The organism is Tepidibacter sp. Z1-5 (genome assembly GCF_037844525.1).
GTDB lineage: Bacteria > Bacillota > Clostridia > Peptostreptococcales > Peptostreptococcaceae > Tepidibacter_A.
Window position 1 is genome coordinate 1 of sequence record NZ_JBBMMD010000083.1, and the last position, 23,190, is coordinate 23,190.

26 protein-coding genes and 1 riboswitch are annotated in these 23,190 nt (G+C 27.6%); of the genes, 3 read left to right on the forward strand and 23 right to left on the reverse strand.

Annotated elements, in window-relative coordinates:
* Positions 1–308 precede the first annotated feature (308 nt).
* Positions 309–1,667 (reverse strand): NCS2 family permease, encoded by a 1,359-nt coding sequence (locus WJW32_RS14440; protein ID WP_340259598.1) that lies wholly within the window; start codon positions 1,665–1,667, stop codon positions 309–311.
* A gap of 193 nt (positions 1,668–1,860) precedes the next feature.
* On the reverse strand, positions 1,861–2,685 hold the full coding sequence (locus WJW32_RS14445) for an aminotransferase class IV (RefSeq protein ID WP_340259600.1): 825 nt from the start codon (positions 2,683–2,685) through the stop codon (positions 1,861–1,863).
* Between the two features lie 189 nt (positions 2,686–2,874).
* Here WJW32_RS14445 and WJW32_RS14450 point away from each other — a divergent pair, with 189 nt between their 5' ends.
* On the forward strand, positions 2,875–3,693 hold the full coding sequence (locus WJW32_RS14450; RefSeq protein ID WP_340259602.1) for a peptidoglycan-binding domain-containing protein: 819 nt from the start codon (positions 2,875–2,877) through the stop codon (positions 3,691–3,693).
* A gap of 38 nt (positions 3,694–3,731) precedes the next feature.
* Here the strand turns inward: WJW32_RS14450 and WJW32_RS14455 are convergent, their stop codons facing one another.
* From WJW32_RS14455 to WJW32_RS14485, 7 genes are all read right to left on the reverse strand, one after another.
* The gene (locus tag WJW32_RS14455) at positions 3,732–3,896 is read right to left on the reverse strand and encodes a XapX domain-containing protein (RefSeq protein ID WP_340259604.1); all 165 of its coding nucleotides are present in this window, start codon (positions 3,894–3,896) and stop codon (positions 3,732–3,734) included.
* Between the two features lie 17 nt (positions 3,897–3,913).
* Positions 3,914–4,087, reverse strand: a complete 174-nt coding sequence (locus tag WJW32_RS14460; protein WP_340259606.1) for a DUF1427 family protein — start codon at positions 4,085–4,087, stop codon at positions 3,914–3,916.
* 300 nt (positions 4,088–4,387) lie between these two features.
* Positions 4,388–5,806, reverse strand: coding sequence for an NCS2 family permease (locus tag WJW32_RS14465; protein WP_340259608.1), 1,419 nt, complete (start codon positions 5,804–5,806; stop codon positions 4,388–4,390).
* Positions 5,807–5,919: 113 nt separating this feature from the next.
* A riboswitch (purine riboswitch) is annotated at positions 5,920–6,022 on the reverse strand.
* Between the two features lie 66 nt (positions 6,023–6,088).
* The gene (locus WJW32_RS14470; RefSeq protein WP_340259610.1) at positions 6,089–6,706 is read right to left on the reverse strand and encodes an acetate uptake transporter; all 618 of its coding nucleotides are present in this window, start codon (positions 6,704–6,706) and stop codon (positions 6,089–6,091) included.
* Between the two features lie 576 nt (positions 6,707–7,282).
* Positions 7,283–7,975, reverse strand: a complete 693-nt coding sequence (locus tag WJW32_RS14475; protein ID WP_340259612.1) for a zinc ribbon domain-containing protein — start codon at positions 7,973–7,975, stop codon at positions 7,283–7,285.
* A 65-nt stretch (positions 7,976–8,040) separates the two neighbouring features.
* Entirely contained in the window at positions 8,041–9,141 is a 1,101-nt protein-coding gene (locus tag WJW32_RS14480; protein WP_340259614.1) for a Nif3-like dinuclear metal center hexameric protein, read from the reverse strand.
* A complete protein-coding gene (locus tag WJW32_RS14485; RefSeq protein ID WP_340259616.1) occupies positions 9,131–9,829 on the reverse strand; it encodes a tRNA (adenine(22)-N(1))-methyltransferase in 699 nt (232 codons plus the stop codon). The genes WJW32_RS14480 and WJW32_RS14485 overlap by 11 nt, the downstream gene beginning before the upstream one ends.
* A 66-nt stretch (positions 9,830–9,895) precedes the next feature.
* Between WJW32_RS14485 and WJW32_RS14490 the strand changes: the two genes are divergently transcribed.
* Entirely contained in the window at positions 9,896–10,081 is a 186-nt protein-coding gene (locus WJW32_RS14490; RefSeq protein ID WP_340259618.1) for a hypothetical protein, read from the forward strand.
* 28 nt (positions 10,082–10,109) lie between these two features.
* Here WJW32_RS14490 and rpoD read toward each other — a convergent pair whose 3' ends face one another.
* The 11 genes from rpoD to WJW32_RS14545 all read right to left on the reverse strand — a co-directional run bounded on the left by rpoD (position 10,110) and on the right by WJW32_RS14545 (position 19,564).
* Complete coding sequence (gene rpoD, locus WJW32_RS14495) at positions 10,110–11,225, reverse strand: RNA polymerase sigma factor RpoD (protein ID WP_340259620.1); 1,116 nt, start codon at positions 11,223–11,225, stop codon at positions 10,110–10,112.
* A 16-nt stretch (positions 11,226–11,241) separates the two neighbouring features.
* Positions 11,242–13,029 (reverse strand): DNA primase, encoded by a 1,788-nt coding sequence (gene dnaG, locus WJW32_RS14500; RefSeq protein ID WP_340259622.1) that lies wholly within the window; start codon positions 13,027–13,029, stop codon positions 11,242–11,244.
* A 210-nt stretch (positions 13,030–13,239) separates the two neighbouring features.
* Entirely contained in the window at positions 13,240–14,016 is a 777-nt protein-coding gene (gene aroF, locus WJW32_RS14505; protein ID WP_445330250.1) for a 3-deoxy-7-phosphoheptulonate synthase, read from the reverse strand.
* Positions 14,009–14,494, reverse strand: a complete 486-nt coding sequence (gene folK / locus WJW32_RS14510; RefSeq protein WP_340259624.1) for a 2-amino-4-hydroxy-6-hydroxymethyldihydropteridine diphosphokinase — start codon at positions 14,492–14,494, stop codon at positions 14,009–14,011. Before folK ends, aroF begins: the two co-directional genes overlap by 8 nt.
* A complete protein-coding gene (folB, locus tag WJW32_RS14515) occupies positions 14,487–14,852 on the reverse strand; it encodes a dihydroneopterin aldolase (RefSeq protein WP_340259626.1) in 366 nt (121 codons plus the stop codon). Before folB ends, folK begins: the two co-directional genes overlap by 8 nt.
* A 3-nt stretch (positions 14,853–14,855) precedes the next feature.
* On the reverse strand, positions 14,856–15,653 hold the full coding sequence (folP, locus tag WJW32_RS14520; RefSeq protein ID WP_340259628.1) for a dihydropteroate synthase: 798 nt from the start codon (positions 15,651–15,653) through the stop codon (positions 14,856–14,858).
* A gap of 12 nt (positions 15,654–15,665) precedes the next feature.
* Positions 15,666–16,229: a GTP cyclohydrolase I FolE gene (gene folE / locus WJW32_RS14525; protein ID WP_340259630.1), complete on the reverse strand. Its 564-nt coding sequence runs from the start codon at positions 16,227–16,229 to the stop codon at positions 15,666–15,668.
* A 17-nt stretch (positions 16,230–16,246) separates the two neighbouring features.
* Positions 16,247–16,900 (reverse strand): nucleotidyltransferase domain-containing protein, encoded by a 654-nt coding sequence (locus WJW32_RS14530; RefSeq protein WP_340259632.1) that lies wholly within the window; start codon positions 16,898–16,900, stop codon positions 16,247–16,249.
* Positions 16,890–17,645: an aminotransferase class IV gene (locus WJW32_RS14535; RefSeq protein ID WP_340259634.1), complete on the reverse strand. Its 756-nt coding sequence runs from the start codon at positions 17,643–17,645 to the stop codon at positions 16,890–16,892. Before WJW32_RS14535 ends, WJW32_RS14530 begins: the two co-directional genes overlap by 11 nt.
* Positions 17,635–18,984, reverse strand: coding sequence for an aminodeoxychorismate synthase component I (pabB, locus tag WJW32_RS14540; protein WP_340259636.1), 1,350 nt, complete (start codon positions 18,982–18,984; stop codon positions 17,635–17,637). Before pabB ends, WJW32_RS14535 begins: the two co-directional genes overlap by 11 nt.
* Position 18,985: 1 nt before the next feature.
* On the reverse strand, positions 18,986–19,564 hold the full coding sequence (locus WJW32_RS14545) for an anthranilate synthase component II (RefSeq protein WP_340259638.1): 579 nt from the start codon (positions 19,562–19,564) through the stop codon (positions 18,986–18,988).
* A gap of 219 nt (positions 19,565–19,783) precedes the next feature.
* Here WJW32_RS14545 and WJW32_RS14550 point away from each other — a divergent pair, with 219 nt between their 5' ends.
* Entirely contained in the window at positions 19,784–19,966 is a 183-nt protein-coding gene (locus WJW32_RS14550; RefSeq protein WP_340259640.1) for a hypothetical protein, read from the forward strand.
* 35 nt (positions 19,967–20,001) lie between these two features.
* Here WJW32_RS14550 and WJW32_RS14555 read toward each other — a convergent pair whose 3' ends face one another.
* From WJW32_RS14555 to WJW32_RS14565, 3 genes are all read right to left on the reverse strand, one after another.
* Entirely contained in the window at positions 20,002–20,769 is a 768-nt protein-coding gene (locus tag WJW32_RS14555) for a polysaccharide deacetylase family protein (protein ID WP_340259642.1), read from the reverse strand.
* A 61-nt stretch (positions 20,770–20,830) separates the two neighbouring features.
* Complete coding sequence (locus WJW32_RS14560; protein ID WP_340259644.1) at positions 20,831–21,655, reverse strand: sulfurtransferase; 825 nt, start codon at positions 21,653–21,655, stop codon at positions 20,831–20,833.
* A 195-nt stretch (positions 21,656–21,850) separates the two neighbouring features.
* Positions 21,851–23,167 carry a pyridoxal phosphate-dependent aminotransferase gene (locus WJW32_RS14565; RefSeq protein ID WP_340259646.1) on the reverse strand — a complete coding sequence of 439 codons (1,317 nt, stop codon included), beginning with the start codon at positions 23,165–23,167 and terminating at the stop codon, positions 21,851–21,853.
* Positions 23,168–23,190: the final 23 nt, after the last annotated feature.

The window sequence follows — 23,190 nt, forward strand, 5'->3', positions numbered from 1 at the left end:
AACATATGAAAACCTCCTTTATAAAAGTTTTGGATTAACTTTAGGTTTTCACATTTGTTGGAGTTTTATTATTTTAAAATTTAACTAGCACAATAGGTTAAATTAATATTTAATTCTACTAGGAATATATGTTTTTTTACAACATGTCTATCTTTCATATATACAGTAGTTTATCAGTCTCTCATGTTTTATTTGGATTGAAGCTTTGTCTTAATCTAACACCTTAGATATTCAGTTCTTTCCACTTACCTATACTAATCAAAAAAGTGTAGATGTTTTAAACACATCTACACTTTTTTTTGTAATATTTATCCTAATATTATTTTTATTATAAACAAAAATGAAATTACGTATAATAAAGGAGTTATTTGCTTTTGTTTCCCATTTAATAGTTTTAATATAACATAACTTAATATTCCAAATACGATACCCTCAGATATACTATAAGTAAGTGGCATCATTATTATAGTTAAAAAAGCTGGAATAGCTTCAGTTAAATCATCAAAATCTATTTCTTTTATAGGAGACATCATAAATAGCCCTACTAGTATTAATGCAGGCGCTGTTGCAGCTGAAGGTATCATTATAAATAAAGGAGATAAAAATAGTGATACTATAAACATAATAGCAGTAGATAAAGCTGTAAGACCAGTCCTTCCTCCATCAGCAACTCCAGCTGCACTTTCTACAAAAGTTGATACCGTACTTGTTCCAAATATAGCTCCTACAGTTGTACCTATAGCATCAGCTAATAATGCTTGTTTTGCGTTAGGTACATTTCCTTTTTCATCTAACATATTTGCCTTTGTAGCAACCCCTACTAATGTACCGACAGTATCAAATAGATCTACAAACAAAAATGTAAACAATACAATAATCATATCTACAGAAAATATATTATTCCACTCAAATTTAAATAATATAGGAGACAAAGAAGGTGGTACACTAAAAATTCTGAACCCTTCTGGTATAACAGTTACTCCCATAGGAATACCTATTATTGTAATAACTACTATACCAATTAATAAAGCCCCTTTAATATTTTTAGATAATAAAAATCCAGTTATAATCACTCCTATTAAAGCAAGTAAAGCTGGACCAGAAGAAATATTTCCTATAGATACCGGAAGTCCATCTAACTGTCCTTGATTATTTATAAATTTACCACTAATAACTATACCTGAGTTCACGAGTCCTAAAAATGCTATAAACAATCCTATTCCAACAGAAACAGCTTTTTTTAATTGTATAGGTATAGAATTTAAAATAGCTTCTCTAATATTAAAAAATGTAAGTATCAAAAATATGATACCTTCTAAAAATACAGCAGTAAGTGCAAATTCCCATGAATAACCCATAGTTAAAACAACTGTAAAAGCAAAAAAAGCATTCGGTCCCATAGCAGGAGCTAACGCAAATGGTAGATTCGCATGAAATGCCATTACAAGAGTTGCAATAATAGATGATAAAGCTGTTGCTGTAAATAAAGCTCCAAAATCCATTCCAGTAGCAGACAATATACTCGGATTTACTATCAATATATATGCCATTGTCATAAATGTCGTAATACCTGCTATTATTTCAGTTTTTATATTAGTATTGTTTTCACTTAATTTAAATATCCTCTCAATATTTGATTTAGGTACAACATCGGTTGTCTTTTGCATCGTTTTTCCTCCTCATTAGTCCAAAAATCCTTTTAGTTTTTTAACGAACTATATATTCCTTTATTTCATTTTCATTCGCATATAGATAATAATGGATTTTTTGACTTTCGTCAATACTTTTTTCTAATTAAGTTTGTATATTGACGAATTAAACGAATACTTATATAAAAAATGAGTCTCTCAATTGAGAGACTCATTTTTTATATAAGTATTCGTTTATACATTTATCATATTCTTTGATTATTTTACTTATTATAGAATTACAATTAGAATTCAAGTTGCATTTTTCTATATTTTTAATTGGCAAAACATTAACAGAAGTGCCTGTCATAAATGCTCCATCTAAACAATATATATCATTTTCATATATGCAGTTCTCTTTTATTTTTATATTTAACTTTTTGCATATATCAACTACTATATTTCTAGTAACGCCTAATAATACATTTTGAGATGGAGCGGTGTATATGACTTCGCCTTTAACAAAAAACATATTTGATCTACTTCCCTCTGTTATTAGACCTTCTTTATTGACAAGCAAAGCTTCAAAGGCATTTTTGAATTTGAGTTCATTGTTTATTTTTTCTCTCAATTTGTTATTTCCTACTTTAGCATTTGGCTTTTCTCTTTCTGAATGATAGAGTATTGTACTTATACCCTTTTCATACATTTGTTTATCTGGATAATAACTTTTTATGCAAAAAATTATTAACTTCTGTTCTTCTTTATCTAATTCAGTAAATATTAATTTTATATTAATATTTTTACAATTATTTTTGTCTATTAGCAAGTTTATATGTTTGACTATTCTTTCCTTAGATGTATTTATTTTAAATCCAAGTATTTTAGCAGATTTAAATAGCCTTTCAAGATGTTGTTCTAAAAATAAAATTTTCCCATTTATTACCCTTACCACTTCATATATGCTACTATTAATCCCTTCTGAAAATTTCACTTTTTCGTCTGCATTATGTATTATCCCATTTAAAATATAATAATTCCCTTCAATTTGTATCATTTTAAACACCTCTTATAAAAATTTATTGGAATTCAAATTCCAAATAAATATTTTTATTATACACTAATTATTATAATTTAAATTTTCATTTTTAAGAATAGCGATTACATTAATTTCCTTCGACTTTTTTCGACATTTATATTATATTTATATTATGCCTAAATTATATAAATCCCAAGGAGGAAAAATATGAAAAAAATAATAATATCTAGTATATTAAGTTTAACAATTGCATTTAACCCCTTACACACTAATATAGGTAATGCCTATACTCAAATCAATAGTTCATTACTGCTTAAAACTGGAATGAAAAATCAAAATATTATAATTTTACAAAACAATTTAAAAGAATTAGGATATTTTAATGCTATTCCTACAGGTTATTATGGAAGTATAACAAAAAAGTCAGTTTTAAATTTCCAAAAAAATAACAACTTACTAGCAGATGGTATAGCAGGAAAAAATACAATTCAAAAGCTACACTCATTAAATAGTAAAACGATCCCTTCTGTAACAAGAGGAAGTTCAACATCACAATCTGATTGGACATGGTTTTCAAAAATTCAGTATGCATTACCTAGAGAGTCTACATTTGAAGTACTAGACATATATTCCGGAAAATCTTTTAAAGCGAAGAGAACATATGGTACTAATCATATCGATGCAGAAACTATTAATGAATATGACACATCTGTATTTAAAAATATATTTGGAGGAAATTGGTCTTGGAATAAACGTCCAGTTATAGTTACCTATAACGGAATATCCCTTCCAGCATCTATGGCTGGCATGCCCCATGCTGGAAATGATAGTGCACCTGCAACAGCTTATACTACTTGGAGAAGTGGTAATTATGGTTCAGGAACGAACTTAGATGCAGTCAAAAACAATGGCATGAATGGAGTATTTGATATACATTTTTTAGGTAGTAAAACACATAGTAGTAATAGAATAGATAATGTACATCAAAACAACATAAGGATTTCTCGAGACTACATAGGTAAATAAATAAAATCCGGTATTATTTCAATACCGGATTTTATTTATTAAAATAAAAATTGTGCTATTTTACCACCAATTATAACTCCTAAAATTCCCATTACTCCTGCAAATACAGGAGGTGCTGGCAAGGGTAATTTTAATTTTTGACAGATAGCTCCTAATACTACTCCTGCCGAAGTTGCTTTCAATGTTAATATCAAATCTTCCATTACTTCAACCTCCCTTTTTACTTACAATCTTCAAATTTTCTTATTATAAATGAGCCTAACCAAACACCAAATATCCCCATAAAAGCTTGTATATTAGGTGGTGCTGGTAGTGGAAATTTTAAAATTGTAAATATAATTCCCGTTATAATTCCCGTCAATAAAGATAATATTACTATTTTAATATCATTCATTTATATCATCCTTTCATAAAATCACTCTAATTTTGTTAATATATTTCAATATTCATATGAATTATACGTTTAAAATGAAACTTGAGTTTATATTATATGTTACCGATTCCATGTTTATTATATATTTTTTTATAAGATTTTTCAATGTTAAAATTTTTTTTATTTATATTATATGCAATATTTAATATATATCTATTCATAAATTCAAATGATATAATTTCTGTATAAAAATAAAAGACTTAATCTATATCTTTATATCCAGCATAGATTAAGTCTTTTATTAAATATCTATTAAATTTTTTATTCTGGTAACAATATGAATCTTAGTATAAATAATATAGATAATATGTACATTATAGGATGAACATCCTTATGTTTTCCTGTACCTAATTTCATTATAGGGTAAAATATTATTCCAGCTGCTATACCATTTGCTATACTATAAGTAAACGGCATCATAACTATTGTAAAAAACGCTGGTATTGCTTCAGTTAAATCTGAAAAATCAACTTCTTTTATAGATTCTATCATTAATACACCTATTATTATTAGTGCTGGAGATGTTGCCTGAGATGGTACTATGCCTACAATCCCACCTAAAAACAGTGAACATAAAAATAAAATACCTACAACCATAGATGTTAATCCAGTTCTTCCTCCTTCTGCTATTCCAGCAGTCGATTCTATATATGTCGCTGTGGTAGTACCACCGAACATAGCACTAATAGTTGTTGCTATTGCATCTGCTAAAAGTGCTTTTTTCATATTTTTAATACTTCCATCCTCTTGAATCATATCAGCTTTTTGAGCTGTTCCTACTAGAGTTCCTATTGTATCAAATAAATCCACCAAGCTAAAAGTTAACACAACCATTATTATACTAGTAATAGTTCCTATAACGCCTGCTCCCCCATTGCTTAATAATCCTTTAAAATCCATAGCCATAAATGTATATGACACCGATGGAGGAGCTGTTATTATTTTTAACCCGTCTATATTTGTAATTCCCATAGGTATACCTATTATAGTTGTAAGTATTATAGAAATCAACATAGCTCCTTTTACATTCTTAGCCATCAATATTGCCATTAATATTATTCCTATTAAAGTAAGTATTACTCCTTTATCTGTAAAATTAGCAAATTTGATCAAAGTTCCCGGGTCTGATACTACAATACCTCCACCTTTTAATCCTATTAATGTTATAAAAAGACCTATTCCTGAGGTTATAGCAGTTTTTATATTACTAGGAAGACATTCTACGATTTTTTCCCTAATAGATGTTGCTGTTATTATTATAAATAGTATTCCAGATATCATAACTGCTGCTAGTCCTTGTTGCCATGTATATCCTAAGTTTAAGCATACACTAAAAGAAAAAAATGCTGTCAACCCTATACCTGGGGCTACTGCAAATGGTAGATTAGCATATAAAGCCATTATCAAAGTTCCAATAGCCGATACTATGCACGTTCCTGTGAAAGCAGATGCTATTACAGGATCATTTAATACAGACAGCGTAGCCGCTTCATCTCCTCTTACTCCTAATGCATTCATACCTGAAAACTTTAAAAGATTAGGAATTACTAAAAGAGCATAAGCCATAGTCATAAAAGTAGTAAATCCAGCTAAGATTTCCGTTTTTATATTTGTCTTATTTTCTCTTAGTTCAAAAAACATATCTACTATATTAGTATTTTCTTGAACTGTTGATTTCATAAATCATCATCTCCTTTTAATATACCATCACAAAAAACCACAATTGGATTATAAGATAATCCAATTGTGGTTTTTGATAACATTAAAGCTGATAATTTGCAATTTTAATATAGCTTTTTATTAGGATCACCCATAGAGAGAAAATTTTTACGGTATCTCGTAGAAACTTCTGAACCATATTATCAGAATTATACGGACGGCATATTTTTTAATTTTTATATTTCAAAATAATAACACTATATTTTTATAAAGTCAATTACAATTTCGAAATAATAAAATTGTTTATTTTTTGAATATTCCGAAAGGTTTTCCAACCGGAAGAAATATTTTTCCAAAATGTTCATTCAATACAGCAGCTGCAGAACCATAGAAAGACACTATTGCAATAAGTAGTTCTGAAATTGCAGCAACTTCATGAGTAAATTCAGGCATTATGCCAAATGTACTTAAAGTCAATCCTATAAATAAGAAATCTATCAATACAAATATTGTAAATAAAACCTTGTGAGTCTCCATTGCTCCTATAGTCATGAATGCAGTGAATATTAAATATCCTAAAAAAGCAAATCCAAGTTGCTTAATATCTGCTCCCGCAGCCAGTTTCTCTCCAAATACTCCATTTTGAATAAGCCACGAAGTTCCAACTCCAAACCAAAAAAATGCATATCCTCCAAACGCAGTTGTTCCAAAAACATTTCCTTTTTTAGAATCATTAATACAAGCAAATAATTGTGCAAATGCTCCTAAAAATATTGCCCAAGGTATTATAAATGAAACCCCCTGAGTAAGACCCAATTTTTGAGATGATGCTACAAGAGTTACCATAGCTAATCCAAACAATCCCATTGCCGATGGATCTGCGTTACTAATTTTTACAATTTTTGTTTCATTAGTATTCATACAAGACCTCCTAAAAATAATTAAAATATAATATAATTTTCGTATTATATATTATCACAAAATCACACTTTTTAAAACAAATTTCTACTTTTTTCGAAACATTTTAGCTGTTTTTTTACAATTTCACACAAAAAAATAATAATTAATATATAATATATTATATATTAATTATTATTTTGGTGATTTTATTGAATAAACTATCTAAACTTTTAAAATACAATACACATATAACTATTGAAATTAATAATGTCGAAAACAAATTGAATATTTTTGATAAAAAACAAATTATTAAAACTATATATTTTCCATTTAATGATTTAAATGAACATATAGACTATGTATATAATGTAATAATTTCAATTAATAATATTAATTTATATATACCTAAAATTTATATAAAAAATACATATCATACTATCACAGGTTCTCCTGATCCAAACAAGTCCTAACGTAGTAGATGGAGGAGCTACGTTCTAAAAATTCACGTACTTTCATATAGGCAATGAGTCTTCACAGACTCAGTTGCTTAAAAATAATATATTATAGTTTTCTTTTTTTTAATAAAAAATAAAATTATTATTTATACATTAATCTACCACAGTTTTCACATTCAATAATTTCGTTATTATCTAGTTTACTAATTTTATTCATAAAAAGTTCAACATTGCATCCCCCACAGATATTGTTCTCAACTTTAACCAAAGCATTTTTATGTTTGTTCTTAATATTATCATATTTAATTAAATCATCGTTATTTATTTCACTTTTTAATTCTTCTATCTGATTTAAATTAACATGTATTTTTTTTGTATATTCATCTGTTTTTTTTATAATTTTTTGATTTAAATTTTCAATAATTTGTTTTAATTCTACAGATTTGATTTTACATTTTTGTATTTTAGTGTTTAAATTTTCCATTTCATCCATGTTGTTAATTAAATCTCGTTCAACTATTTCTTTTGATTCTTCTAAATTAATTTCTTTGTTTTTTATATTATCAAGCAATTTTATATCTTTTATTAATCCACTATATAAATCTTTATTTATCTTTTTTAATTCATTTTCCTTATTTTTCAAATCATCTTCTAATAATATAGTTGTTTTTTTTAAAGTTTCTAGTTCTTTTATATACATTTCCTCAAGACTATTTATTTTAGATAATTTAGTTTTCATTTCTGATAATTTTGGATATTTTTGAATATATATTATCTTAGTTTTAATTTTATCTATTAAATTGTATTTTTGATCTAATTTTATAATTTGATTCATAATGATACCTCCGTTTAACTATAATTATTTTTTATATTAAAATAAGGAATAGACAAAACTATTCCTTATATTGTAACGAATGGATTTATATTAGATTTTGATTTTAATATTTCTATATTTTCAAACTTATTTTGTAAATATTGCTCGACTATATCTACAAATATATTCTCACTTCCAAAATGACCAGCATCAATGATTTTTATGCCTAATTCTAAGGCATTTTGAGCATCATGATATTTTACATCTCCAGTAATTAAAACATCTGCTCCCATACTATGAGCTTTAGTCATAAATTCAGCTCCAGATCCACTTACTATTGCTATCTTATTTACATAATCTTCTAAATTACCTGTAACTCTTAAATTTTCTATATTTAATGATTGTTTTACAATTACTGATAATTCTTTAAACTTCATAGAGTTCTGTAATTCCCCAATTCGTCCAAGTCCATATTTTTTGCCTGTATTTTTCAATTCATATATATCATATGCAACTTCTTCATATGGATGTGCGTTTATTATATTATTTATAGCCTGGCTTAAGTTACTTTCTTCACATATACTTTCTATTTTAACTTCTTTTACAGTCTCTATTTCGTTTTTTGTTCCTATATAAGGATTAGAATCATTTAAAGGTTTAAATCTCCCTACACCATCGAAAGTAAACGAACAATCACTATAATTTCCAATATTACCACATCCCATATCTGTCATAGCTTTTCGTATGCACTCCTGATGAGACGCTGGAACATACACAGCTATTTTGTATAGTTTTTGCTCATATGTAGTATCTAAAACAAGAACATCCTTTAGATCTAATCTTTTAGCTATTTCATCATTTAGTCCATCATAAGCTATATCAAAATTAGTATGTGCCGAATATAAACTGATATTATTTTTTATTAGCTTATATATATCATTTCCTTTTGTTGTAGATTTGTTTATTTTTTTCAATCCTTTAAATATAAAAGGATGATGAGTTATTATTAAATCTACTTTATTTTCTACAGCTTCATCTATAACAGCTTGAGTAGCTTCTAATGTAACAAGAATTTTTGCTACTCTAGACATTTCATCACCTACAATTAGCCCTATATTATCCCAATTATAAGCTAATGATTTAGGATATTTATTCTCGAATGTTTTTATTATATCTCTAATGTACATAATTTTTCAACTCCCCAAGCTTTTGGATTTTAGCTTTACACTCATATATTTTAGATTCTATTTTTTCACCTTCTTTTCCTTCTAATTTTTCAATTATCTTAGAATATTCTCTTATTTTTTTATCTATAAATTCTAAAATTAAACAATCTTTGTTTTTTAAAAGTTCCTTTCCAATCTCGTAATAAATTTCATCTTCTTGAGATATTTCGCCTCCAACATACTTAACTACCATTATTTCATAAATTCTGAAATCTTCTTTCACTAAAATTTCTTTATCAATAATAAATCCATTTTTGTGTAAATATTTTCTAAGTTCAGATGATGCTTGCATTGGTTGTAATATAAGTTTGTCTAATTTTTTTGCTATTTCAAGTTCATTTTCTATCAATTCGCTTATTAAAACTCCTCCCATGCCCGCTATTACAACTTCATCTACTTCTCCTATTTTTAATACACTTAGTCCGCTTCCTAATCTAAGCTCTATTTTAGATTCTAGATTACTTGATATAATTTCTTTTTTTGCATTTTTTAATGGTCCTTTATTTACATCAGCTGCTATTGCACCTTTTATTTTATCATTTTTCATTAAGTATACAGGTATATAACCATGATCAGTTCCTATATCTGCTATCTTTGCATTATGACTAACTAGGTTAGCTACTGCTTCTAATCTTGGAGTTAATTTCATTTTTTACACTTCCTTTCCTGAATTAAAATAAGTATTTTAATAATAATAATAATGAGGTGATTTCATATGAAGAAAGAAATAATTCCACCAAAAAAACTATTAAAATATAAATGGGGTGGAACTACCTATGAATGGGCTGAAGAAGCCAAAGAAATAAATGCCCAAATACAAGATTCACAAGAAAAAAATATATCCAAAGATAAATTAAAGAAAGAAATAGAATACGGAAATATGAAGCAATATTGGAATTAGAAAAAAATTCGCCTTATAGGCGAATTTTCTAATCTAAATAATCCTTTAATTTTTTAGATCTACTTGGATGTCTTAATTTTCTCAATGCCTTTGCTTCTATTTGTCTAATTCTTTCTCTAGTTACATCAAATTCTCTTCCTACCTCTTCAAGCGTTCTAGCTCTTCCATCGGATAATCCAAATCTCAATTTTAAGACCTTTTGTTCTCTCTCATTCAATGATCCTAACACTTCTTCAATTTGCTCTTTTAAAAGAGAATAAGCCGCAGCCTCTGCAGGTGCAGGTGCATCTTCATCTGGTATAAAATCACCCAGATGACTATCTTCTTCTTCTCCAATAGGAGTTTCTAAAGATACTGGTTCCTGTGCTATCTTTAATATTTCTCTTATTTTATCTTCTGGTATATCCATTTCTTTTGCAATCTCTTCAGGTTTTGGTTCTCTACCTAACTCTTGAAGTAATTGTCTCGATACTCTTATAAGTTTATTTATAGTTTCAACCATATGAACAGGTATTCTTATAGTTCTAGCCTGATCTGCTATCGCACGAGTTATTGCTTGTCTTATCCACCATGTAGCATAAGTACTAAACTTATATCCCTTAGTATAATCAAATTTTTCAACTGCCTTAATTAAACCTAAGTTTCCTTCTTGAATCAAATCAAGAAATAACATTCCTCTTCCTACATATCTTTTAGCTATACTTACAACTAACCTAAGATTAGCTTCAACTAGTCTCTTTTTAGCTATCTCATCGCCTTGTTCCATTCTTTTAGCAAGTTCTATTTCTTCTTGTGCCGAAAGAAGAGGTATTTTTCCAATTTCTTTTAAATACATTCTAACCGGATCATCTATATTTATTCCTTTAGGTAAAGATAAATCTATACTTTCAAAATCTAATTCTTCATCATCACTATCATCTTCATCTTTTTCTACTTTTAGGTTTTCTTTTTTATTTTTTTCTTCTAATACTTCAATTCCCATTTGTCCTAATGTCTCATATAAATTTTCAACTTGGTCCTTATCTAATTGCACTTCTCCTAAAACTTCCATTATTTCACTATATGTTAAAGATCCTTGTTTTTTTCCTTTATCCATTAATTCTTTTACAGATTGTCTTTGTTCTTTACTTATTTTTTTTGCCATAATAAGTTCCTCCTTTCTATAAAATATTCTTCATCTCTTTTTCTAATCGTATTATTTCCATTGCAATATCTAACAATTCTCTATCAACCTCACTTGCTTCTATATTTTTATCTTTCTCTTTATTTAGCTGTAATTCATCTTGCCTTTTAAGTAAATAATCTCTCTTTTTCTTTAAACTGTTTTTTTGCAAAACATTTATAATATCATTTAAATTAATATTTGAATCTATGTTAATATCATATATATCCTGTATATATTCTTCTGATATGCCTAAACTTTTCAATTTGTCAATAGTTATTATATCCAATTCATTACTTTTAATTATATAATTTAATATTTCTTTACTTTCTTCAAATAAAAAATCATCTATTTCCAAATTCATTAAAATATCATTTCTGTGTTTTTTATCATTTAAAAATATATGAATAATTTGTTTTTCTGCAATCTCAATACCACTTTTTTTAATTTTTATTTTTTCTATTTTTTTCTTGAACTCTTTTTTAGATTTATCTTTTTTGTAATATTCACCGTAAATTTCACTATTTATGGCATCTATAGATATATTTGTTTCTTTAGAAATTTTATTAATATAATATTCAACTTCAATAGGACTTTTAATATTTTTAATAACATTCGCTACATTTTTTGTAAACAGTAATCTATCTTGATCATTATTTAAATTATATTTTTTTTTCAATATATCAATTTTAAATTGAATTAAAGGTATAGAATTTTTTAATAACATATTAAATTTATCTAATCCTTCTCTTCTTATATATTCATCAGGATCTTTGTATTTCCCTAAATTTAATACTTTTATATTTAATCTAACTTCATTAAATATTTCAACAGCTTTTAAAGTAGCATTAATACCAGCCTCATCATTGTCATAAGCGACTATAACTTTATTGACATATTTTTTTATTAACTTTGCTTGTTCAATAGTTAATGCAGTACCTAATGACGCAACTACATTTTTTATACCGTATTGAAAAAGACTTATAACATCCATATAACCTTCTACTATAATTAATGTATCATTTTTTATATTTTTTTTAGCAAAATTCAAACCATATAAATTCTTTCTTTTATTAAACAGAATAGTTTCTGATGAATTTAAATATTTAGGAAGCGAATCATCTAATACTCTACCTCCAAACGCTATAACCTTACCACTTTGATCGAATATAGGAAACATGACTCTGTTTTTAAACCTATTTATATAATTTTTTTTATTCTTAGTTTGAATAGCTAACCCACTGTCTATTAAATTTTGTTGCTCATATCCTTTTTGTAACAAATAACGGTTTAAATCATTCCAGTCATTTTTAGCAAAACCTAATCCAAAATATTTAATTGTTTTATCGTCAAGCCCTCTATCTTTTAAATATTTGTACCCATTATTATTCGAACCCGATATAGACTTAAAAAAGTATCTAGCTGCATCTAAATTGATTTGATACAATTTCTGCTTTTTATTTATATTTTGCTTAGATTCCTCACTTATTTTTCCTTTTTTAATTTCAACACCCGCTCTTTGAGCTAGAAATTCTAAGGCCTCCATGAAATCTACATTTTCCATTTTCATTACGAAATTTATAACATCCCCACCTTCTCCACAACCAAAACATTTATACATTTGCTTTTGAGTGCTTATTGAAAATGATGGTGTCTTTTCTGAATGAAAAGGACATAATGCTTTATAATTTACTCCAGCAGATTTTACATGTATATAACTAGATATTATATCAACAATGTCATTTCTTAACTTTATTTCTTCTATTATCTCATGCATATCATTCATACAATCACCTTCTATTTAGGTGTAATATTTATTAATTCTTGATAAAATTTATATTTCCTTCATCTGAAAATTCTTAAATTTTATCAAGAATTAATAGTTGAGTATTATTTTTTTATAAATACAATTTACTATAATTCGACTTTTTTTAATAAATTCCTTCTTTATTCTTGAAAAATATTTTTAAAAAAATAAACAGGGCTAATATAAGCCCTATTTATTTAAAGATTTTACAACATCTTCGAATTCATCAAATGTTAACGATTGGGGTCCGTCCGAAAGTGCTTTTTCAGGTTCAGGATGTACTTCTACCATTATACCATCTGCTCCTGCGGCAAAAGATGCTAAACTCATTGGTTTAACTAGTTCTTTTATCCCCGTTCCATGACTTGGATCAACTATAACAGGAAGTCCTGTTTCTTTTTTTAATATAGGAACTGCTGCTAAATCCAATGTATTCCTAGTATAATCATCATACGTCCTAATTCCTCTTTCACACATTATTATATTTGTATTTCCACCAATAGCTATATACTCAGCAGCATTTATCCATTCTTTAATTGTAGCGGACATACCTCTTTTTAAAAGTACAGGCTTGTCTTGTTTTCCTACCTCTGTTAATAGAGAGAAATTGTGCATATTTCTAGAACCAATTTGTATAATATCTGCTACATCATATATTTTGTCAAGATCTCTTACATCCATTAATTCTGTGACAATAGGGATACCCACTTCTTTTTTGACTGATTCAAATATCTTCAGACCTTCTTCTTTCATACCTTGAAAAGAATAAGGAGAAGTTCTAGGCTTATATGCTCCACCTCTTAATACATTCGCACCTTTACTTTTTATAAATTTAGCAATGCTTAGAAGTTGTTCATAACTTTCTACTGCACAAGGTCCAGCAATTATAAGTCTATCATTTGGAATAGTTGTACCATTTTTTAAATTTATAGTAATATCCATATTTTTTAGTATGATTTTACTCATTCCCTATGTACTCCTTTACTTCTTCCGCATCTAATTCACTTAACCAGTCTTTTAACAACTTACCTTTTATTGTTAAATCTTGTTTTAAATCAATCAAAGGTATCAACACAAAAGCTCTTTCTTGTATTCGTGGATGAGGAAGAGTTAATTTTTCACCATTACAAATTATATCATCATATATTAAAATGTCAATATCTATAGTTCTAGGTCCCCACCTAATGATTCGTTCTCTTTTAAGATTAAGTTCTACTTCTAAACATTTTTTTAGTAATTCTTCAGGTGTTAAATTTGTATCTATTTCTACGCAAAGATTTAAAAAATCATTTTGATTAGTATATCCCCACGGTCTTGTTTCGTATACCTTGGATATTTTGACTATTTCTGTATTTTCAAATTGCTTTATGTACCTTATCCCATCATTTAAATAATTCAATCTATCTCCTATATTAGTACCAAGACCAAGATAAGCTCTACTCATATTTTTTTCTCCTTATTTCTACACCGAAATAATCGAATATAGCATTTACCGGTGCTTCTGGTTTTTTTACTCTAACCATAATTTCTTGAACCATATCAAAATTATCAAATAGTTGTTTTGATATATTTTCTGCCAAAGCCTCTAATAAGTTATACTTTTCTTTCTCAACTACTTTCTTTACAATCTCATATGCTTCACCATAATGAACTGAATCATTAACATCGTCACTTTCACCAGCTTTTTTAAAATCTAAATAAAGTTCTATATCAATAAAAAACTTCTGGCCTAGTATATTTTCTTCTTTTAAAGCCCCATGATATCCGTAAAATGATAAATTATTTAATATAATCTTGTCCATTACTTATACGTCCTTTCTGTATATAGCGTCTGTAACCCTTGCAGCTCTTGCATTTTCTTTTATATCATGAACCCTTACTATATCAACTCCCTGAATTATTCCCATTACAGTGGTAGCTATTGTTCCTTCTACTCTTTCTTTAGCAGGAAGATCCAAAATTTTTCCAATCATAGACTTCCTAGATGTTCCTAATAAAATTGGGTATCCTAAATCTTTTAATTCATCAATACGCTTCATAACATGCATATTTTGCTCTGGAGTTTTACCAAATCCGATTCCTGGATCAAGTATTATCCTATCATCTTTTATGCCTGCTTTTTTGGCTATTTCTATACTTTTATTTAAAAACTTCTTTATAGATGATATAATATCTTCCTCGTATTCGGTACTATCCTGATTGTGCATAATAACTATATATGCATCATGCTCAGCAATTACATTAGCCATTAATTCATCCTTTTGTAATCCCCATATATCATTTATCATTGGTACTCCAAGTTTTAGAACTTCACTAGCTACAGATGCTTTATAAGTATCAACCGAAATCGGTACATCAATTGTATTTATTAATTTTTTAACAACAGGGACTACTCTTTTAATTTCTTCGCATTCATCCACAAATACTGATCCAGGTCTTGTAGATTCTCCTCCTATGTCTATAATATCTGCTCCTTGCTTTATCATTTCTTTAGAATGTTTTATAGCAAGTTCTACATTATTATGCTCTCCTCCATCTGAAAAACTATCAGGAGTTACATTTAAAATCCCCATTATATATGTCTTTTTCCCAAAATTAAACAATTTCTATTCCTCCTATTTGTAGTTTATCAAACTCATAACTTCAGCTCTTGCAGCTACATCTTTTTCAAATATACCTCTTACTGCTGAAGTTATAGTTTTTGAGCCAGGTTTTTTTACTCCCCTCATAGTCATGCACATATGTTCAGCTTCAACTACAACTATAACTCCATATGGATTTAAAACATCAACAATCGCATCAGCTACCGTCTTCGTTATTCTCTCTTGTAGCTGAGGTCTTTTAGCAGCAGTTTCAACCACTCTTGCAAGTTTAGACAGTCCTGTAAGCTTTCCTCCTCTTGGAATATAACCTACATGCGCCTTGCCGTGAAATGGCACTAAATGATGTTCACACGTAGAATAAAACGGTATATCCTTTACAAGAACTAATTCTTCATGCTTTTCATCTTGAAAAAACAATTCTAAATGTTTTTTAGGTTCTTCATTTAAACCACTGTATATTTCCTCATACATTCTAGCTATTCTATCAGGAGTATCAATTAAACCTTCTCTATCAGGATCTTCTCCTATTGCTTCTAATATATCTCTTACAGCTTTTTTGATTTTTTCTTTATCCATATCTCCCATCTCCCTTTTTATTTTATATTTTTAAATACATATTCAACCATGGCATTTAGAACATTAAAATCATAACTCATATATAAGTTTTGAAAAAGATTATATAGATTATAATCTTCTTCTTTTATTTTTTGAAATAATTTCTTATCTTTTGGAACCCATTTATTGTTCACTATAAAATAAGATTTCAATATTTTTTTTAGACATAAATTTGACATAAAATGAATATAAGCTAAATCTTCACTATTTTTAATTCTTTTTATGTTATCTGTAATATTAAATTTTAATTCCTTTATCTCACATAAGCCGTACGTTAAAGGACCCTTATTATATTCACTTTCAGCGTATTTCTTTATATCATCTAGTATATTTTTTTTGTCATATATATTATTTCCTTTAATAATTCCTTCTATAAAGAAAAGTTCTTTTTTCTTTATCAATTCATATGCTAAGTTTTCAGAAAAATAATTTATATCAAATTCAACATTTTGTATATTATATCTTTTTCTTATTTGTTTATCTCCCTGTTGAGTTATAATAAACAAATCGATATCATTTATATTTTTATTAAAATTCAAGTCAACACTAGAACCAACTACTATTATAGCTATATTATTTTGATTTTTTTTAAGTTTTAATACTAATTCTTCATACACTTGTTTAATATCCATAGTATATTTCCTTTAAATTAGAATTTATTTTTCTAAATATGTTATTTTCTTTTTGATAATTTATATTATTTATCGTTATCACCTTCATTAAATCTATAAGACTATTTGTTATAAAACAAAATTCAAAATCTTTAATTTCATCTAATTTTATTATTTTTTCAATCAATTCTATATTCATTTTTTTACAAATATCGATTACTTTAAATCTTATTATACCAGGTAAAGCCGATTTATCTATAATAGGTGTATATACTTTATTTTCTTTTATAAAAAATATATTAGTCATAGACCCTTCTAAAACTTCATCATTTAAACTCACCATCAATGCTTCATTAAAATTTTTAGATAAAGCATATTTTTTAGAGTACATATTTTCAAAATAATTAGTGGTCTTATGATTATATAATATACTTTTGCCTCTTTTGATAGGAGATATATTTAATTTAAATCCTTCTTTGTAATCATCGTAAGTGTAATTTATATTTCTTAATTGAATGTTAAAGCCTTCATCATATACACTTACTCTTAAAGCTTTATAATCTACGTTTTCTATAAAACAATTTATTTTTTCTTTTAATTCCCTTTTTTCAATAGGCATGTTTAAATTTAATTTTTCAATGGAACTATACATTCTACTCAAATGTTCCTCTAAAAATATTACCTTTCCATTGATTACCTTCATAGTTTCAAATATTCCTATTCCGAATTTAGTTAATTCGCTATTAAAAGATGCTTTATTCTTCATAATATCCTCTTATAGCATTCATAATCGATTTTGCTTTATGAAGAGTTTCTTCATACTCATCCTCTGGATTAGAATCCCAAGTTATTCCGCCTCCAACTTGAAAAAATACATCATCATCTTTTTTAATTATAGTTCTAATAGCTATATTAAAGTCAGCATTAGAGTCAAATCCTATATACCCAACCGAACCTGTATATACATTTCTAGCTGTAGGTTCCAATTCATCAATAATTTCCATAGCCCTTATTTTAGGAGCTCCAGTTATTGATCCTCCAGGAAAAGTAGCACTTATAACATCTACTATATCTTTATCCTTTTCAATTTCTCCAACAACAGTTGATACTAGATGATGAACATTTGCATATTCTTCTAATTTGAATAATTCAGGTACTTTTACTGTACCTATTTTAGCAACTCTACCTATATCATTTCTTTCTAAATCTACAATCATTAACAATTCAGCTTTATCCTTTTCGCTATTTGAAAGTTCATTTTTTAACAACAAGTCTTCTTCTTCATTCTTCCCTCTAGGTCTAGTTCCTTTTATAGGTCTTGTCTGTATACAATTGTCACTAACTTTTATAAACCGTTCTGGAGAGTTTGACAATATATGAATATCTTGGAAATTCAAAAAAGCTCCAAAAGGCGCAGGTGATATTCTTCTAAGATCTCTGTATAATTCAAAACTTGACATACTAACTTTACCATGAAATCTTTGCGTCATATTAGCTTGATATATATCACCATTTTTTATATAGTCTCTTATTTTTTCAATTGCATCTATGTAGTCTTTCTTTTTAAAATTGGACTCTAGCTTTACTTTTGAAAATGTTTTTTGTTCATAACACAATTTATCTATGCCATTATTTTGAGCACCATTTATTAAATTACATACATTGGCAACTATCTTTTTTTCATCTCTAACATTTATCTCAGGAGTTGCTATAAGAGTTTTATTCATCAAATGATCAATCACAATCACCCAGTCATATAATCCAAAATATAAATCAGGAGATTTTATATCATCCACTACACTTTTAGGTAATTTTTCTATGTAATTACCTAAATCATATGATAAATATCCCACTGCTCCACCTATAAATGGCAGTTCTGTATCGTTTTTTATTTTATATTTATCAAGCTCTATTCTTAGTTTTTCTAGAGGATTCACTTCACTATCCTTATATCTTAAAATTTTAAAAGGATTTGAACTTATAAATGAATATCTACCTAATTCTTTTTCATCCATAGAACTATCAAGTATAAAACTGTATTTATCATCTTTAAACAAAGTATATATTTCAAATGAATTCAAACTTGTTGATATTTCTCTTATCATATTAATCCTCCTCTCTAGCTTGTCTTAAGAAATTTTTCAATATTTCATGACCTTGTTCAGTAAGTATCGCTTCAGGATGAAACTGTACTCCCTCTATAAGATAATTTTTATGTTTAATTCCCATTATTTCACCTTCATCAGTAATAGCTGTTATTTCTATATCATCACTCAATGTTTCTTTGTCTACAACTAAAGAGTGATATCTTGTAACATTTAATGGATTATTTAGATTTTTGAACACGCCTTTATCAAGGTGTTTTATAGCATGAACCTTACCATGTACAGGCCTTATAGCTCTTTTTATTGTCGCTCCGAATACTTGTGCTATTGTTTGATGTCCTAAGCATATACCCAGTATAGGTTTTTTTCCTTTGAAATAATTTACAACATCTATACTAATACCTGCTTCATTAGGAGAACACGGTCCTGGAGACAATACTATAATTTCCGGATTTAATTTTTCCATTTCAAGCAATGTTATTTCATTATTTCTTTTTACTATTATTTCTTCGCCTAATTCTCCCAGAAACTGAACTAAGTTGTAAGTAAAAGAATCGTAATTATCTATCATTAAGATCAATTTATTTCCCCCCCTTTTTTGGCAAAAATAGTGTAAATATCATATATATTATACCATTAAACATATCTGTTTTTATAAATTTCTTATCTACATATGTATGTAAATTTTCTACATTTTTCTTAGTATCTAAATATTTTTACGAGAAATTATAATAGTATGTAAATCAAAACTTAAATCAATGTCATCTTTTTAATAAATAATTATATTAGGGAGGATTTTATGGAAAAATATATAATAATACGTTCTGATAATAAGTCTATTTCAAAACCTATGAATAGAGAAGAAGCTATATATACAGTAAAAAAGTATGATAAACAAGGCATATCCAGTTATATAGTTTCAGAAGATGAGGGAAATAGAATAGTCAAAGACGGAAATTTTTATACTCCTAAATGGGAATAAAAATTAAAATACACATTCAATTAAGAATGTGTATTTTAATTTCCTATAATTTTTATTTCATTTTCATAATCTCTATTTTCTATAAGCTGAGATACTGTTACAAATTTATAACCTCTATGTTTAAGTTCTGGCAATATTATTTTTAAAGCTTCATATGTTTGACTTGTAGTATTAACATAATCATGAAGTAATACAATATCTCCATTTCCTACATTGTTAATGACTGTATTTGCTATCTTTTCAACACCAGGATTGCTCCAATCTTTACAATCTTGGCTAGATGACCATAATATTATTTTAATATTATTTTTTTTAGCTAAGTCTTTAAGACATTTATTATAGGAACCAAACGGTGGTCTAAATATTTTTGGTTTTTCTTTTATTACATCGTATATATTTTTTTGGGTTTTATTAAATTCTTCTTCTATTTTTCTACTAGGTATTTTTTTAACATCAACATGAGAGTATGTATGATTTCCAATTTCATGCCCTTCAGCTTTTATTCTCTTTAGTGGTTCAGGATAGAACTCAACATGTTTTCCTAATACAAAAAATGTGGCTTTCACTTCATATTTTTTTAGTAAATCTAATATCTTTGGTGTATATCTCGGATGAGGACCATCATCAAATGTAATAGCTATAACTTTTTTATCTCTAGGACCATTCCAAACAAGTTCTGTATTATCCAAGATTTTGTTAATTACACTTCCATTAGTTTTCATAGAATTTACAATCATTATTCCAGATTCATATCCTATTAACATTACCATAATAATTATCAATATAATCTTTATATTCTTCATATAACTCTATCCCCTTACTAAAAATTGTATACATTATATAGATATTATATGAAGAGTTCATTTATTCTCCCGTTTTTATTTCATTATCATCATAGCTTATCCAATCACTCCATGATCCTAGATAAAGTTTTGATTTTATACCAATTTCATCAAGAGCTACAAAGTTTACACAGCCAGTTATTCCAGATCCACAATGAACAATTATATTTTCATATTTTGATACTTTTTTAAAATGATCTTTTAATTTTTTACTATTCTTTACTTTATCATTTTCTAAAACATCCATCCAAAAATAATTTTGTGCACTAGGAATGTGACCTGCTTTTTTATCAATAGGTTCTACTTCTCCCTTATATCTTTCAAAAGACCTTGAATCAATTATAATAGATTTATTTTTATCTATATTTTTTCTAACTTCATCTACTGTTGCTATCATAGACTGATTTATATTAATATCTAAATATTTATTTTCTTTCTTAGGAATATCAGATGTCAAAGCATAACCTGACTTTATCCAATCTTTTATTCCTCCATCTAAAATATATACTTTGTCATGTCCTATATATTTTAACATCCACCAAAATCTAGAAGCACCTGCAACTTCTCCATCATCATAAACTACAACTATTGTACTATTCCCTATCCCACAACTTTCTAATTTTGATTTAAACTCATTTAAATTAGGTAACGGATGTCTTCCTCCATGTTCTTTTACATCTCCTGCTAGATCTTTATCCATATCCATATATACTGCGTTTGGTATATGTTCTTTCAAATAACTATCTTTACCATATGAAGGCGTCTGTAAATCAAATCTACAATCTACTACAACCATATCACCATTATTATTTTCTTTTAACCATTTTGCACTAACTAAATTTTTCAAAACATCACTTCCTAACTTTAAAATAATAATCTATATGTTTATTCTATCAATTATTTGGAAATAGTTCTATATATAAAAATAAATATAAGCTTTTTAAAACCACCTGCATAGCAGATGGTTTTCTTTATACAAAAAACTAGTCAAGACTTTTTAAGTCTTGACTAGGGTCATGTTAAATTCTAATAACATTATTTATTATCTTTGTGCTTCATACTCTTTAAGTAGTTTTACAAATAACTCGGGAATTTTATCCATTTTTTCTGGTGTTTCAACAAAAGAAAGTCTAAACTGTGTGCTTCCTGGGTTGGCTTCACTGTCTTTAATATCATAGAATCCACTCATAGGTGCTACTAATAATGTTGTTTCAACACCATCAATATTAACTGAACCTTCACCTGCACAATATAATACAAAATCAATTGCGTTAAAACCTGGTTTAACAACATTTCTAACATCTACAACTGTGTAAATAGATGCATCTGGATTCGAAACAATAAGATTAGGCTCTTGCTCCTTTAATCCTTTATAAACTTTTAAGATTTGTTCTCTATAATATTCTCTGATTTCTTGACACCATCCTAAGATTCCTTCTTTACTCTCATGAGCTAATGCACCAAATATGTACTGACCAATAGCATTTGCGCAAAGATTAGCTGTATATTCAGCTATTGAACGGTTATTAAATTCGGCATTATCTGTAATTAATGCACCAATTCTTAAACCACATGCATTCCATACTTTAGAAGCAGTCTCAATACTAATTCTTCTACCTTCAATTCCAGGAACATCTGCATCAGTTACACCCCAAATACTTACAAGTGGCTTATCTGTATCATAATAAAGTTCACGATATGCTTCATCACTTACCATCCACATATTGTACTTCACACAAAGCTCTGCTAATGCTTTCATAGAATCATAGTCATACAGCTGACCAGTAGGATTATCATATGGTATTACTAATAATGCTCCTGGATTATTCGCCTTAATTACTTCTTCAATTTTATCAATTTCTGGAAGATCGAAGTTTCCATTTTCATTTAATTGACGCTTTACAGTAACTGTTTTTCTTCCAGTTCTTTCTGCAAACGAAATGTAATTTGTATATGCTGGGTCAATCATTAATAAAGGACTTTCATCTGTTCCTGCTGGCCCACATGTACCAATTAGTAGCAATTCCATTGCTGTTGATCCACCATCTGTAACTTGAATGTGAAGCTTACTTGTATCAAAACCTTCACAATTTAAAATGTTCCTAAAAGCATCTTGACATTCCTGAGTTCCAGCAGTTGTTGTATATCTAATAACACCACTAGCAAATGGACTGTTCTTTGCATCTAATGCAAACATTCTCTTTTGCATTGCAGTGTTTGCTGGAAGAGAAACGTTTCCAATACCCACATTAATAACAGCTTCTGGTTTTACTTTTCGCTCTTCATACTTCATTTGTGCAAGACGAACTGCTGATGGTTTTCTTGACTCAAAGTGAGCAGATAATATAGGTTTGTTCATATGAAATACCCCTTTTCATTAGA

Bases quoted from the DNA above. Each gene is read 5' to 3' on its own strand.
- WJW32_RS14465 (WP_340259608.1), bottom strand. From the start codon at position 5,806: ATGAAATCAACAGTTCAAGAAAATACTAATATAGTAGATATGTTTTTT.
- WJW32_RS14450 (WP_340259602.1), top strand. From the start codon at position 2,875: ATGAAAAAAATAATAATATCTAGTATATTAAGTTTAACAATTGCATTT.
- WJW32_RS14565 (WP_340259646.1), bottom strand. From the start codon at position 23,167: ATGAACAAACCTATATTATCTGCTCACTTTGAGTCAAGAAAACCATCA.
- aroF (WP_445330250.1), bottom strand. From the start codon at position 14,016: ATGAGTAAAATCATACTAAAAAATATGGATATTACTATAAATTTAAAA.
- WJW32_RS14475 (WP_340259612.1), bottom strand. From the start codon at position 7,975: ATGAATCAAATTATAAAATTAGATCAAAAATACAATTTAATAGATAAA.
- WJW32_RS14480 (WP_340259614.1), bottom strand. From the start codon at position 9,141: ATGTACATTAGAGATATAATAAAAACATTCGAGAATAAATATCCTAAA.
- WJW32_RS14530 (WP_340259632.1), bottom strand. From the start codon at position 16,900: ATGGATATTAAACAAGTGTATGAAGAATTAGTATTAAAACTTAAAAAA.
- WJW32_RS14485 (WP_340259616.1), bottom strand. From the start codon at position 9,829: ATGAAATTAACTCCAAGATTAGAAGCAGTAGCTAACCTAGTTAGTCAT.
- folB (WP_340259626.1), bottom strand. From the start codon at position 14,852: ATGGACAAGATTATATTAAATAATTTATCATTTTACGGATATCATGGG.
- WJW32_RS14445 (WP_340259600.1), bottom strand. From the start codon at position 2,685: ATGATACAAATTGAAGGGAATTATTATATTTTAAATGGGATAATACAT.
- WJW32_RS14455 (WP_340259604.1), bottom strand. From the start codon at position 3,896: ATGGAAGATTTGATATTAACATTGAAAGCAACTTCGGCAGGAGTAGTA.
- pabB (WP_340259636.1), bottom strand. From the start codon at position 18,984: ATGATAAGAGAAATATCAACAAGTTTGAATTCATTTGAAATATATACT.
- folK (WP_340259624.1), bottom strand. From the start codon at position 14,494: ATGAGTAGAGCTTATCTTGGTCTTGGTACTAATATAGGAGATAGATTG.
- WJW32_RS14535 (WP_340259634.1), bottom strand. From the start codon at position 17,645: ATGAAGAATAAAGCATCTTTTAATAGCGAATTAACTAAATTCGGAATA.
- WJW32_RS14490 (WP_340259618.1), top strand. From the start codon at position 9,896: ATGAAGAAAGAAATAATTCCACCAAAAAAACTATTAAAATATAAATGG.
- WJW32_RS14440 (WP_340259598.1), bottom strand. From the start codon at position 1,667: ATGCAAAAGACAACCGATGTTGTACCTAAATCAAATATTGAGAGGATA.
- dnaG (WP_340259622.1), bottom strand. From the start codon at position 13,029: ATGAATGATATGCATGAGATAATAGAAGAAATAAAGTTAAGAAATGAC.
- WJW32_RS14555 (WP_340259642.1), bottom strand. From the start codon at position 20,769: ATGAAGAATATAAAGATTATATTGATAATTATTATGGTAATGTTAATA.
- WJW32_RS14460 (WP_340259606.1), bottom strand. From the start codon at position 4,087: ATGAATGATATTAAAATAGTAATATTATCTTTATTGACGGGAATTATA.
- WJW32_RS14550 (WP_340259640.1), top strand. From the start codon at position 19,784: ATGGAAAAATATATAATAATACGTTCTGATAATAAGTCTATTTCAAAA.
- WJW32_RS14470 (WP_340259610.1), bottom strand. From the start codon at position 6,706: ATGAATACTAATGAAACAAAAATTGTAAAAATTAGTAACGCAGATCCA.
- folE (WP_340259630.1), bottom strand. From the start codon at position 16,229: ATGGATAAAGAAAAAATCAAAAAAGCTGTAAGAGATATATTAGAAGCA.
- rpoD (WP_340259620.1), bottom strand. From the start codon at position 11,225: ATGGCAAAAAAAATAAGTAAAGAACAAAGACAATCTGTAAAAGAATTA.